The organism is Natronospira sp. (assembly GCF_007134575.1).
GTDB lineage: Bacteria > Pseudomonadota > Gammaproteobacteria > Natronospirales > Natronospiraceae > Natronospira > Natronospira elongata.
Genome location: NZ_SLKM01000055.1, coordinates 16,387 through 29,553, shown reverse-complemented (window position 1 = coordinate 29,553; position 13,167 = coordinate 16,387). Strand labels below are relative to the sequence as shown.

General features: G+C 62.7%; 11 protein-coding genes. 7 read left to right on the top strand and 4 right to left on the bottom strand.

The window, feature by feature from the left end; translation table 11 throughout:
• Window positions 1–163: 163 nt before the first annotated feature.
• The 3 genes from ACJWXQ_RS02330 to ACJWXQ_RS02320 are packed head-to-tail and all read right to left on the bottom strand — an operon-like array spanning window position 164 to window position 3,924.
• Complete coding sequence (locus ACJWXQ_RS02330) at window positions 164–670, bottom strand: NUDIX domain-containing protein (protein WP_346051541.1); 507 nt, start codon at window positions 668–670, stop codon at window positions 164–166.
• 45 nt (window positions 671–715) lie between these two features.
• Window positions 716–3,223: an ABC transporter permease gene (locus ACJWXQ_RS02325; protein WP_406672054.1), complete on the bottom strand. Its 2,508-nt coding sequence runs from the start codon at window positions 3,221–3,223 to the stop codon at window positions 716–718.
• A complete protein-coding gene (locus tag ACJWXQ_RS02320) occupies window positions 3,220–3,924 on the bottom strand; it encodes an ABC transporter ATP-binding protein (protein ID WP_406672053.1) in 705 nt (234 codons plus the stop codon). Before ACJWXQ_RS02320 ends, ACJWXQ_RS02325 begins: the two co-directional genes overlap by 4 nt.
• On the opposite strand from ACJWXQ_RS02320, the gene ACJWXQ_RS02315 reads away from it, so the two are divergent.
• From ACJWXQ_RS02315 to ACJWXQ_RS02295, 5 genes are all read left to right on the top strand, one after another.
• On the top strand, window positions 3,905–4,564 hold the full coding sequence (locus ACJWXQ_RS02315) for an arylesterase (protein WP_346051528.1): 660 nt from the start codon (window positions 3,905–3,907) through the stop codon (window positions 4,562–4,564). The genes ACJWXQ_RS02320 and ACJWXQ_RS02315 overlap by 20 nt on opposite strands.
• Window positions 4,565–4,725: 161 nt before the next feature.
• Window positions 4,726–6,045 carry an FAD-dependent oxidoreductase gene (locus ACJWXQ_RS02310; RefSeq protein WP_346051526.1) on the top strand — a complete coding sequence of 440 codons (1,320 nt, stop codon included), beginning with the start codon at window positions 4,726–4,728 and terminating at the stop codon, window positions 6,043–6,045.
• A gap of 3 nt (window positions 6,046–6,048) precedes the next feature.
• The gene (locus ACJWXQ_RS02305) at window positions 6,049–6,861 is read left to right on the top strand and encodes a DUF1365 domain-containing protein (RefSeq protein WP_346051523.1); all 813 of its coding nucleotides are present in this window, start codon (window positions 6,049–6,051) and stop codon (window positions 6,859–6,861) included.
• Window positions 6,816–8,045 carry a cyclopropane-fatty-acyl-phospholipid synthase family protein gene (locus ACJWXQ_RS02300; protein ID WP_346051521.1) on the top strand — a complete coding sequence of 410 codons (1,230 nt, stop codon included), beginning with the start codon at window positions 6,816–6,818 and terminating at the stop codon, window positions 8,043–8,045. Before ACJWXQ_RS02305 ends, ACJWXQ_RS02300 begins: the two co-directional genes overlap by 46 nt.
• Complete coding sequence (locus ACJWXQ_RS02295) at window positions 8,038–9,375, top strand: MFS transporter (RefSeq protein ID WP_346051520.1); 1,338 nt, start codon at window positions 8,038–8,040, stop codon at window positions 9,373–9,375. Before ACJWXQ_RS02300 ends, ACJWXQ_RS02295 begins: the two co-directional genes overlap by 8 nt.
• On the opposite strand, the gene ACJWXQ_RS02290 is transcribed toward ACJWXQ_RS02295, so the two are convergent.
• Window positions 9,368–10,039 carry an HAD-IA family hydrolase gene (locus ACJWXQ_RS02290; RefSeq protein WP_346051518.1) on the bottom strand — a complete coding sequence of 224 codons (672 nt, stop codon included), beginning with the start codon at window positions 10,037–10,039 and terminating at the stop codon, window positions 9,368–9,370. The genes ACJWXQ_RS02295 and ACJWXQ_RS02290 overlap by 8 nt on opposite strands.
• A 155-nt stretch (window positions 10,040–10,194) precedes the next feature.
• Here ACJWXQ_RS02290 and ACJWXQ_RS02285 point away from each other — a divergent pair, with 155 nt between their 5' ends.
• Complete coding sequence (locus ACJWXQ_RS02285) at window positions 10,195–11,112, top strand: MerR family transcriptional regulator (RefSeq protein WP_346051516.1); 918 nt, start codon at window positions 10,195–10,197, stop codon at window positions 11,110–11,112.
• A gap of 133 nt (window positions 11,113–11,245) precedes the next feature.
• Complete coding sequence (locus ACJWXQ_RS02280; RefSeq protein WP_346051514.1) at window positions 11,246–12,931, top strand: AMP-binding protein; 1,686 nt, start codon at window positions 11,246–11,248, stop codon at window positions 12,929–12,931.
• Window positions 12,932–13,167 lie beyond the last annotated feature (236 nt).

The window sequence follows — 13,167 nt, the reverse complement described above, 5'->3', positions numbered from 1 at the left end:
TGTGAGCGACAGGATGTCGCGTGCAGAGCCCCCAGGGATGGCTTCACGGCGTCCTTGCAAACGTCTGCCGGCACCAAGGCCGGAACGACCCCCGTCACCGGCATCGAAGGGCACCACATCAATCGGAGCCGGCCTCACCAAGCCGCCGCATTCAAATAGAAACCTACCCGGACGCCCCCCGGTCCGGACCGGATCGACGTCGGCGCCGGGGTCGGCGGCCGGGGCCTCGGCGGGCGGCGCGGGGGAGACGGTCACCGGTTTCCTTGGCGACCCAGCGCAGAATCTGACGTACTCGCGGAGAGCTCAGCTCCCAGGCCTCCTCCATATCCACCCAGCGATACTCCGCATGCTCCGGTCGTCCCAGCTCCGGGACCACCGGCAAGTGGACATTCTCGGTATCAGTGCGGGCCAGATAGTAGCGGGCGATCTTGCCCCGATTGTAGGGCCCCGTTTCACGGTATACCTCGCCCCAGTCAAAGCGCAGCTCCGTGATCGTCGTCTCTTCCGCGACCTCCCGCAAGGCCGCCTCCATGGGCGTCTCACCCTCTTCCACCTTGCCCTTGGGAAAATCCCAATGATTCCAGGCCCGCAGCAGGAGATAGCGGCGCCCCTTCCCGGTCTCCCGGATGATTACGATGCCTGCGGAAAGTGGGTCGCCGTGTGTCGTCATATGCACAGTATAGCGCTGATCGCCGATTGCTTATCGGTGATGCTTCTATTCCTCTCGCAAGACCAGCAGGGCAGAGCGGGTCACGACCCGTCGGCTGGCGACCCAGCCGGCCACCGCCAGCAACAAAGCCCCGGCCCCCATCACTGCCGGCAGCAACCACAGTGGCGGCCGATAGCTGAGCTCAAACACGCGCTCGGCCATCAGCCATCCCCCCAGGGCCGCCCCCAGCCCCGCGAGCAGGCCGGCGAGGGCGCCGGCACTGCCGAACTCCGTCACCACGGTGGCGTAGACATGCCGCCGGCGCCCGCCCAGTGCGCGCACCAGGGCGCTCTCGAAACGTCGCTGGTCGCGAGAGGCCTGCACGGCCGCAAACAGAACGATCAGCCCGGCCAGCAGGGTAAAGGCGAAGACGTATTCAACCGCCAGCGAGGCCCGGTCCATGATCTGCCGGACCTGCGCCAGGATGCTCTCAACGTCAATGATGGTGACGCTGGGGTAATCGCGTACCAGGGCGGTCAGCCGGCCCCGGGCCTCCTCCGGCAGATAGACACTGGCGATCCAGGTCAGTGGAGCGTCTTCCAGGGTCCCGGGCGGGGTGACCACGAAAAAGTTGGTGTTGAAGGAGTCCCAGCGCACACTGCGAAGATTGCTGATTTCCAGTTCCACTTCCCGGCCGCCGATGCGATAGCTCAGCCGGTCGCCCAGACCGACCCCCAGGGCCTCGGCGATATCCTCCTCCAGGGAGACCAAGGCCTCGCCGTGCTCGGACCCATCCCACCAGTCACCGGCAACGACCCGATTGTCCGCCTGCAGGGTATCCATCCAGCTGAGGTTGGCATCTCTCTGAACGAAGCGTCGGCCCCGCTCGGTCGGCAGGGTCAGATCGTCAACATCCTCGCCGTTGATGGCCACCAGGCGGCCGCGGATGAGCGGGCTGAATGTCTGATTGCGCGCCCCCAGTTCATCCAGGGCCTCCATCACCCCTTTCCGTTCGTCCGGCTGGATATTGATGAGAAAGTGGTTGGCGGCATCCTCGGGCAGTGTGGCCCGCCAGCCGTCCAGCAAGTCACCGCGCACCGTACTCAGCAGCGTCAACACCATCAGCCCCAGGCCAACTGCGGTGATCAGGGCAAGACTGCGGCCCGGATAGCGGGCCAGATTCCCCAGGCCCTGACGCCAGGCCGAACCAAAACGGCCGCCAAGTCGCCGCACCAGGGTGATGACAAGCAGGCCACCGGCCAGCAGCAGGGCCAGGGTGGCACCACCGACCAGCAAGAGTTGCAGCGCCAGGCCCAGATCGCGTGCCTGACTCAGGATCAGGATGCTGATGGCAGCCAATGCCAGGCCATAGACCAGCCAGGCACCGACTTCCGGCGGTCCGCTCTCCCGTCGCAGCACCCGGGCGGGCGGGGTGCGACGCAGCTTCAGCAGGGGGGGTAGGGCAAAGCCCAGCAGCAGTACCAGGGAAGTCCCCAGACCGGTCATGACCGGTCCCATGGGTTCGGCGGCGGGCAGGGTCTCGCCCAGCAGGCCGCCCAGTATGGCCACCAGCCCCCATTGCGCCAGCCAGCCACCGGCCAGACCCAGTCCCCCACCCACCAGGCCGATGCTGAGCAGCTGACTCAGGTACAGACCAAGGACCTTGCCCTGGCCGGCACCGAGAGTCTTCATGACCGCCACCGCATCCAGTCGACGGCGGGCCCATTCACGGGCGGAGAGGGCAACGGCCACCGCCGCCACCAGCACACTCACCAGGGCGGCGAGGCCGAGGAAGCTTTCCGCCCGGGTGATGGCGGCACCGATCTCCTGTCGACTCTCGCTCACATCCTGCAGGCTCTGGCCCTCTTCCAGCTCGGACTCGGCCCATTGCCGCCAGTTGCGGATTGCCGCCCGGTCCCCGGCCACCAGCAGGCGGTGGGTGACGCGGCTGCCTTCCCGGGCCAGGCCCGTGGCAGACAGCTCATCGGAATGGACCAGCACCGCCGGGGCCACATCGGCAAAGCCAATGCCCTCATCCGGGAGACCCGCCAGTACCTGGCTGATACGCAGTTCATGGTCGCCCAAGGTCAGGGCATCACCCACTGCGAGATCGAGTCGGGCCAGCACCCGGGCATCCACCCAGGCTTCACCGAGCTCGATCAGAGACTCGACCGGTCGGCCAGGCCTGAAGGGCGCATCGGCAACCTGAATCTCTCCCCGCAGTGGATAGGCCGGGTCCACCGCACGCAGGTCAATCAGCTGGGTCCGCTCTTCTCCGGCCACCACGGTCGGCAGGGTGACCGTGGCGGCCGTTTTCAGCCCGGTTTCTTTCGCGCGGGCTTCGAACCGGTCGGGGAGAGGGGCCCGGCTCCGCAGGACCACATCGGCAGCCAGAACCTCCGCCGCCCGGCGTTCCATCGCCGCGCCCACCCGGTCGGTGAAAAAGCCCACGGCACTGATCGCCGTGACCGCCAGGGTCAGGGCCAACAGCAGAACCGCCAGCTCGCCACCGTGCCATTCCCGGCGCAGCAGGCGCAGTCCCAGCGAGCCACTGGCAAGCAGGCTTCGGCTCATGCCGTGGCCTCCTCGTCGGCGCTCACCAGGCGGCCGTCGTCCAGACCGATTCGCCGTTCACAACGTGCTGCCAGGCGCTGGTCATGGGTGACCAGGACCAGCGTGGTGCCCTCGGCGGCGTTGAGGTCAAAGATCAAGTCGCGGATTTTTTCCCCGGTACGGTTGTCCAGATTACCGGTTGGTTCATCGGCGAACAGCAGTGCCGGGCCGGGAGCATAGGCGCGGGCGATGGCGACCCGCTGCTGCTCACCGCCGGAGAGCTGGCGCGGATAATGGCCCGAACGGGCCGCCAGCCCGACCCGTTCCAGGGCAGCCTGGGCGACTTCCCGGGGCCGTGGGTGGCCGTTGAGTTCCAGCGGCAGCATGACGTTTTCGAGGGCGGTCAGGCCGGGCAACAGGTGAAAGGACTGGAAGACGAATCCGACCTGGCGGGCCCGAACAGCGGCCCGACCGTCTTCGTCCAGGTCGGTCAGGCAGTCCTCGCCGAGATACACCCGCCCCCGGGTGGGCAAATCCAGGCCGGCCAGCAGGCCCAGGAGGGTGCTCTTGCCCGACCCGGAAGCGCCAACGATGGCCAGGCTTTCACCCGGCGCAACACTGAGACTGACTTGATCGACAATGGTGAGCGGCCCGCCTGGGCTGCTAACCTGCTTGACCAGACCTTCAGCCCGGAGCATTGCCGTGTCGCGACTTTCTGCCATTGTTGTTGTTCTCCTATTGCTGCCCTGGGCAAGTACGGTAACCGCCGAAGCGGATAGCCGCCATGATGATACCCGGCCAGGGCCGGTTCTGGTGATCGGCGACAGCCTCAGCGCCGATTACGGTTTCGAGCGTGGCCGCGGCTGGGTCAGTCTGCTGGCCGAGCGCATGCGGGAGCACGGTCATGACCGGGCAGTGGTCAATGCCGCCATCAGTGGCGACACCACCCGCAGTGGCCGAGCCCGCCTGCCCCGGGCCTTGGAAGAGCAGCAGCCCTCGGTGGTGATCATTCAGTTGGGCGGCAATGACGGCCTGCGCGGGCTCGACCTGGGCGAGGCCCAAGCCAATCTGGCGGCCATGATAGAGGTCAGTCAGGCGGCGGGTGCCCAGGTCCTGCTCGCCGGTGTCCGTCTGCCGCCCAATTATGGACGCCCTTATATTGAGGCCTTCGCTGCCATGTATGCCGAGCTTGCCGAGACGCACCAGGTGGCGCTGGTGCCGCGGATCCTGGCAGGCGTTGGTGAGCGCGAGGATCTCATGCAGCCCGATGGTATCCATCCCACCGCCGATGCCCAGCCCGTCATTCTCGACAATCTCTGGCCTGCCTTGATTCCCCTGCTGACCCATTCGGCGCGGGAATAGGGCCGGTCGCGGGCTTCAGGGCATGCCAGTCCCGACCGGCCAGGAGCCGATCGACCCCCTCCATCCGGGGACGCGGATAAAACAATACAATACTTGTGCACTGTTAAGAAGAAGTGTATAACTCTTGGCGGAGAATATCAGGCTCCCCAGGAGGAACTGCAATGCGGATTGCTGTCATCGGCTCGGGCATCGCCGGCCTGTCCTGCGCCTGGCTGCTCTCGCGGGAGCACGAGGTACAGCTCTATGAAGCCAGTGATCGCTTCGGCGGACACAGCAATACCGTATTGCTGCGGGAAGGTCGTCGCCAGATTCCCGTTGACACCGGTTTCATCGTCTTCAACGAGCCCAACTATCCCCACCTAAATGCCTTTTTCCGCGAGCTGGGCGTACCGGTCCACGACAGTGACATGTCCTTCTCGGCCTCATTGGGGCAGGGCCAGCTGGAATACGCCGGTGACGGTCTGGCCAGTCTCTTCGCCCAGCCCGCCAATATCCTTCGGCCCAGTCATTGGCGCATGATTCGCGAGATCGTGCGCTTCAATCGAATCGCCGCGGAATGGCTGGATAGCGGCGAGCAGACATCCCTGTCCTTGGGGGCGTTTCTCAAGCAGCAGGGTTTCGCCCGGGAACTCAGCGAGCGTTACCTGCTTCCCATGGGCGCTGCCATCTGGTCGGCCCCCATGGCACGAATACTCGAGTTTCCTGCCCGCAGCTTTCTGGCCTTTTTTCGCAATCACTATCTGCTACAGGTCGCCGACCGGCCGCGCTGGAAAACCGTGCTGGGCGGCAGTCGGGAATATGTCCAGCGGGTACTGGCCGAGTTGGGTGACCGGGCCATGGCCGGCGTAGCCGTGACAGCGGTCAGACGCCGTTCCGCGGGTGTGCTCGTGGATGATGCCCGGGGTGGGCAGGCGGAATACGATCAGGTCATATTGGCCTGTCATGGGGATCAGGCCCTGGCCATGCTCAAGGATGCCCAGCCCCGGGAGCGTGATGTGCTGGCCGCCTTTTCCTTTCAGAACAACACCGCCTGGCTGCACAGTGACCCGCAGTTAATGCCGAAGCGTCGTCGGGTCTGGTCGTCCTGGAACTACCTTGCCGACCGTGAGGGGGCGAGTGACCGGAAAGTCGCGGTGAGCTACTGGATGAATCGGCTTCAGCCGCTGGATGCGAGCAGGGATTATTTCGTCACCCTCAATCCCCGGCAACGCCCCGACCCCGCGCTGACCTGGCAGCGTATGGAATACGAGCATCCCGTGTTCGACTTGGCTGCCATCCAGGCGCAACAGGCTTTACCCAATGTGCAGGGAACGGACAGGGTCTGGTTCTGCGGGGCCTGGACGGCCAATGGTTTCCACGAAGATGGCATTCGTTCCGGTATTGCCGTTGCCAATGCCCTGGGAACTCAAGCGCCCTGGCAGCAGCGGCACGGCGCAGCCGTTCATGCCCACCCCCTGCAGTTGGCGGGAGAGGAGGCGTGAATCATGGGCGCTTCCTGTCTCTATACCGGTCAGGTGATGCATCAGCGGCGGCAGCCGGGAAGCTATCGCTTCCGTTACCGGGTCTTCAGCCTGTTGCTGGACATTGACGAGCTGGATTTTCTGGATCGTGACCTGCGCTTCTTCTCGCGCAATCGATTCAATCTGCTGTCCTTCCATGATCGCGACCACGGCCCCCAGGATGGCTCGGACCTGCGGCGCTGGATCGCCCGGGTTCTGGCGACGGCCGGACTTGAAGCGGATGGCCCCATCCGCCTGCTTTGCTTTCCCCGGGTCCTGGGATACGGCTTCAGCCCATTGGCCGTGTGGTATTGCCATGCAGCCGATGAGCGTTTGATTGCCGTGATCCTGGAGGTGCGCAACACCTTTGGTGAAAAGCATCAGTACCTGCTGCCCATGAACAATGATTCCAGCAGGCACCCCCCTGCCTGGACTGCACCCAAGGCCTTTCATGTCTCGCCCTTTGCGACCATGGATGCCCACTACCGATTCCGCCTTCGCATCCCGGACAAACAGATGCTGGTGCGAGTCGACACTGGCTGGGATGCAGCGGGGCAGTACCAGATGTCGGCCTGCTGGACGGGCAAGCGCCGCCCGTTGATGGATGCTTCCCTGCTTCGCCAGGCGCTCGGCGTGCCCCTGCAGGGGCTCAAGATCATCAGCCTGATCCATTGGCAGGCTCTGAAACTCTGGTTGAGGTGCTTTCCCTTTTATCGCAAGCCCTCGCCACCGGACCAGGAGGTAAGTCTGACATGTCCGCAAGCAAGTCCGCTCAAGCCCACGCATCGGCAAGACTGAGTCTGCCTGTTCGCCTGCTGTTGGCGGCAGCCCGCCGTCTTCAGCAGGGCAGCCTGGAGATCCATTTGCCGGGCATGGCACCACAGCTTTTTTCGGGGCCCGTTGCCGGACCCCATGGGGTCCTGCTCATTCGCGATACGGCCATGTTCAAGCGCCTGATGTCCGGTGGCGACCTGGGCTTTGCCGAAGCCTGGATGGCGGGTGAATGGACCAGCCCGGATCTGCCGGCCCTGCTTCGCTGTCTGGACTTGAACCTGGATGGCTTCAAGGCCCTGCAACGTGGCAGGGCGGCCATGCGTTGGCTTCGCTCGCTGCGTCAGGTCCTGCTGCTGCGCAACAACCGCAGCGGTAGTCGACGAAATATCCGTTATCACTATGATCTGGGCAATGATTTCTATCGCCTGTGGCTGGATCCGAGCATGACCTATTCTTCAGGTCTGTTCCTGTCGCCGTCAGACGATCTGGAAACGGCCCAATTCAACAAGTACCAGCGCCTGTTGTCCCTGAGCGGCGCGAGTGCCGGTGACCACATCCTGGAGATTGGCTGCGGCTGGGGCAGCTTCGCCATCCATGCAGCCAGAGAACGTGACTGTCGGGTGACGGCGCTGACCCTGTCCCCGGCTCAGTATGAGATTGCGCGGGCCCGGGTCGCAGAGGCGGGTCTGTCCGAAAAAGTGGATGTCCGTTTACAGGATTATCGTGATGTCGCCGGGCAATTCGATCACATCGTCTCGATTGAAATGTTCGAGGCGGTGGGAGAAGCCTACTGGCCGGTGTACTTTCGGACACTGGCCAAACGTCTCAAGCCGGGGGGACGGGCCGTCATCCAGGTGATCACCATTGATGAGCAGCATTTTGACGCCTACCGGCGGGATACTGATTTTATTCGTGAATACATTTTCCCGGGGGGTGTGCTGCCATCGCCGAGCCGTTTCCAGAGCGATGCCTCCGAAGCCGGCCTTGAAACCCGCAAACGTGATTTTTTCGGAGAAGACTACGCCAGAACCCTGCGACAGTGGGCAGAAGGTTTTTCCCGGGTCGAAGATGATGTCCGCAAGCAGGGCTTTGATGAGCGTTTCATCCGCATGTGGCATTACTACCTGGCCTACTGCGAAGCCGGCTTCAGCAACGGCAAGATCAATCTGATGCAGACCGTGCTCACCGCTGCAGACGGCAATGGCTGAGTCTGCGCGGCCAGCCACACTATTGGCCTATGGCCTGCCCGGATTGCCTCTGGCAATCGTGGGCTTGCCACTCTACATCTATATTCCGGCCTTCTATCACGAAAGCCTCGGTCTATCCCTGGCGCTGGTGGGTGTCATCCTGCTGGCCGCCCGGATCTGGGATGTGGTAACCGACCCGCTGGTGGGCGTCCTGGCCGATTACCGCCCCACTCGCTGGGGGAGGCGCAAGCCCTGGATGGTGTTTGGGGCGCCTCTGTTCATGGTCGGCGTCTGGTTTCTGATGGTGCCCCCTGAAGGCGTCTCTGTCTTCCATCTTCTGTTCTGGTCTCTGCTTGCCTACCTGGGCTGGACGCTGGTGCAACTGCCCTATCTGGCACTCGGTGCGGAGCTGTCCGGCGATTACCACCAGCGCTCACGGGTGACCGTCTACCGCGAGGCTTTTGTGGTCCTGGGGACGCTGTTGGCGGTGATCCTGCCGGCCGCGGTGGAAGTGGCGGGCATGAGCCGGGACACGGGGCTGTGGTTGTTGGCCCTGATCATGGTCTGCCTGCTGCCGCTCGCTCTGGGCTTGTTCATCTGGCGCGTCCCCGAACCAAGATTGTCCACTTCCCGCCCGGCCCCCTGGCGCCAGGGCATTCGGCTGTTGATCGAGAATCGGCCCTTCCGGCGCTTGCTGGCTGCCTATCTGGTCAACGGCGTGGCCAATGGTCTGCCGGCCACACTGTTCATTCTTTACGCCACTTACGTGCTGGGCGCGGATGAGCGCGTCGGCCTGTTACTGATTGCCTATTTTCTGTCGGCGGTGGCGGCATTGCCGCTGTGGCTGCGACTGGCAAAGCGGCTGGGCAAGCACCGGGTGTGGTGTCTGTCCATGGCCTGGGCCGCGTTCATCTTCGCCTTTGTTCCTTTTTTGGGCGAGGGAGATTTCCTGCCCTTCCTGTTCATCACGATTCTGACCGGCTTCAGTCTGGGCGTGGACCAGGCCATTCCCGCTTCCATGCAGGCCGATGTGGTGGACGAGGACAGCGCTGCTGGCGGTGGCGGTCGGGCAGGGGTCTATTTCGGGCTCTGGAACATGGCCACCAAGCTGGCCTGGGCCCTGGCCGCGGGCATTGCCTTGCCGCTGCTGGCACTGAGCGGGTTCGAGGCCGGCGCCGACAACAGTGAGCGCGCACTGCTCACCCTCGCCTTGCTGTATGCCGCAGCCCCGGCAGCGATCAAGCTATTGGTGATTCCTCTGGTCTGGCATTTTCCTCTGGACGCCGACCGTCAGGCCGAACTGCGGGCTGCCATCACTGCGCAGCCGGAGAAGGGAGGCGGGCCTAGATGACCGGCAGATCTTCCAGGGAAGTGATCACCGGGGCTTTCGTCGCCAGTCCCTTGTGTCGGCCCTGGCGATCAATCAACACTGCCTGAAAGCCGGCCGAGTGGGCACCGGCAAGGTCACAGCCTGGGTCATCCCCAACGTGAAGGATCTGTTCCGGCGCCAGAGCCAGACGATCGGCGGCGGCATGAAACATTGCAGGATCGGGTTTGGCCGCGCCCACCTCGATAGCGGACAGGGAGAAGCGGAACCACTCGGCGAGCCCGGTCAGTTGGAGGTCGGCGTTGCCATTGGTCAGGGCCACCAAAGGAAAGCGTTGGGCCAGGCGGCCCAGGGTCGCAGCCACATCCGGATACCACTCGACCCGGTTGCGGGCCTGGAAAAACACCTGGAACGCCGGTTCGGCGAGATCTGTCGACACGCCGCTGATTTGGCAGGCCCGCTCCAGGGACAGGCGGCGCATGAGACTGAGATCATGGGCCAGGTGGGGCAGCTCACGGGCTAACGAGACTCTCAGGTCCCGGAGCCCCGCCACGTCAAAGCGTTCGGCGACGGTGGGGGCTTGGCTGGCGAAGAAATCGTGCACGGCCTGCTCCGCCGCGGTAATGACCGGCGCCACCGGCCAAAGGGTGTCGTCGAGGTCAAAGCTGATGGCCTGGATACGGGTCATGGGCGGTGGGCCGTGGCGACAGCCGGCTCGTCAAAATGCTGTAATGGATGTACTATCAATGTATAATATTGGGCAAGCTTTATCCACGCATGATCGGCCCGGATGCTCGCCAGGGCAGTGCTTGGACCAAACCGTCATTGAGAAGGTTGCCGCCCATGGTTGATCCGCGCAAGGAATTGGTACCGATCCGAACCGTCTCCCGCCTCACGGGAGTCAACCCGGTGACCCTCCGAGCCTGGGAACGTCGCTATGGCCTGATAAAGCCACAGCGGACACCCAAGGGCCATCGTCTCTACAGCCGCCAGGATATCGATCTGATCAGCCGCGTCCTGGACCTTCTGGACCGGGGCATGTCCATCGGCCAGGTCCGCAGTGCCCTGGAGACGGAGCAGAGCCAAGATGTCTCGGAAGCCCACGACGACAAGTGGCAGCAGTATCGGGCCAACATGATCAAGGCCATCGCGACCTTCGACGAGGCCAGCCTGGAAGACGTCTACAATGAGGCCCTTGCCCTGTATCCGGTCAATGTGGTTACCCGCCTTCTCGTTGTCCCCATGTTGGAGGAGATCGGGCGCCGATGGGAAAGCGGTGAAGGCAGTGTGGCGGAAGAGCATTTCTTCGGCTGTTACCTGCGAAACAAGCTTGGCGCCCGTTTTCATCATCGTCCCCGACACATCGGTGGCAGTCGCCTGGTGATGGCCTGCCTGCCGGAGCAGTATCATGAGATTGGCCTGCTCTTGTTCGCCCTGGCGGCCAGTACCCGCGCTTATGACACCGTTTTGCTGGGGGCCAATCTGCCACTGGAGGAAATTCCGCTCGCGGTATCACGGTCGCGCGGTGACGCCGTCGTCCTGTCATCCTCCACCGAGCCGGCGGAGGAAACCCTGAGTCAGTCTCTGGTGAGCCTGGTGGAAGCCGTGAAGGTTCCTGTGTTTGTTGGTGGTCGCTTCAGCGATGAGGCCATCGAAAAGATCACCGACGCCGGTGCCATCTTCCTCGGTGACGAGATTGAAACCGGTCTGCGCTTGATGCGCGAGCACCTCGATGCACGGGGCCGGGCTGGCGTCGCCTGAGATTGCAAGTCACTTCCCGCCGCTCGCCTTGCTCCCGCAGGCGGGCGAATGCTATACCTATCGGATAATTTTCCGCATCGGTTGAGCCTGAAGGCGACCGGGCACCGCTGCCCGAAACCCCGAGGAGAGCACCATGGTCGACAAGGTCTGGCTGAAAGAATACCCCGAAGGCGTGCCCGCCGAGGCGGACGTGGAAGCCTATCAGTCAATCAAGGACATCTTTGAGGAAAGCGTTCGCAAGTATCGTGACCTGCCGGCCTTCGAGAACATGGGTGCGGTAGTCACCTACGCGGAGCTGGATCAGCGCAGTCGATATTTCGCCGCCTATCTGCAGAAGGTCCTGGGCTTGCAGAAGGGTGACCCGGTGGCGGTCATGATGCCCAACTGCCTGCAGTATCCGGTTGCCATGTTCGGTATCCTCCGGGCCGGCCTCACCGTTGTGAACGTCAACCCCCTTTACACCGCGCGTGAACTCAAGCACCAGTTAAGCGATTCCGGGGCCAAGGCCATCGTCATCGTCGAGAACTTCTGCAGTACGCTGCAGGAAGTTGTGGATGAAACGGATGTTCGTTCGGTCCTGACCACCCGCCTTGGTGACATGCTGGGTTTCCCCAAGTCCATGCTGGTCAATCTTGTGGTCAAGCATGTCAAGAAGATGGTCCCGGACTGGGATATCCCCTCTGCCCAGACCTTTGAACGTGCTTTATCGGAAGGTAAATGGCAGACACTGGAAGAAGTCAGCCTGACTCGGGATGATGTGGCCTTTCTCCAATACACCGGGGGCACCACGGGACTGGCCAAGGGGGCGGTGCTGACCCATGGCAACATGGTCGCCAACATGCAGCAGGCGGCCGCCTGGCTCAGCAACGAGATTGAGGAGGGGCGGGAGATCATCGTGACCGCTCTGCCGCTTTATCACATCTTCTCCCTGACCGCGAACTGCATGGTATTCATGCGGGTGGGTGGAAAGAATCTCCTTATTACCAATCCGCGGGATGTTCCCGCCTTCATCAAGTCCATTCGCAAATCCGGCTTCACCGCCATTACGGGCGTAAACACCCTTTTCAATGCCCTGATGAATCATCCGGAATTTGAGTCCATCGACTTCAGTAAACTGAAGTTGGCCCTGGGTGGCGGCATGGCTGTTCAGCGTGCGGTCGCTGAACGCTGGCAGAAGCGAACGGGCGCCCCCCTGCTTGAGGCTTATGGTTTGACCGAAACATCACCGGCTGTGACCATCAACCCCCTCAATTTGAAGCAGTTCAACGGCAGCATCGGACTTCCCATCCCCAATACCGAGGTTGTGATTCTTGATGAAGAGGGCAAGGCCTTGCCGCCGGGTGAGGCGGGTGAGTTGGCGGTTCGCGGGCCGCAGGTGATGAAGGAATATCTGAATCGGCCTGACGAGACCGAGGCCTCCTTCACCGAAGACGGCTTCTTCAAGACGGGTGATGTCGCGAAGATGGATGAACGCGGCTATTTCTATATCGTCGATCGCAAGAAGGACATGATCAACGTCTCCGGTTTCAATGTGTATCCCAATGAGATTGAAGATGTGGTCGCCGAGATGGAGGGTGTGCTCGAGGTCGCTGCCATTGGCATTCCGGATGAAAAATCCGGTGAGGTGGTGAAGCTTTGGGTGGTGCGCAAGGACGAGAATCTTACCGAAGAAGACATCATCGAGCACTGCCGCCGTAATCTGACCGGCTACAAGGTGCCCAAGAAAGTGGCCTTTGGTGAGGAGCTGCCCAAGACCAACGTGGGCAAGATCCTCCGCCGCAAACTCCGGGAAGACGACCCCGACGCCAAGGAAGACTAAAGGCGGTTTCGCGCAGAGGCGGTGAGGCGCATAGAAAGATCAAAGGATTGCGTCGCGCAAAGACGCCAAGACGCAAAGGCAATGCAATGATTTTTGGTAGGGGATATTTGCGGTAGGAGCGGCTTCAGCCGCGATAGGGGGCATGTCGAAGCCATAATCGCGGCTGAAGCCGCTCCTACGGCAGACTGCCCCCAGCCAAAACTATCCAGGCAGATCGTTGCGCCGCTCCTATTGAT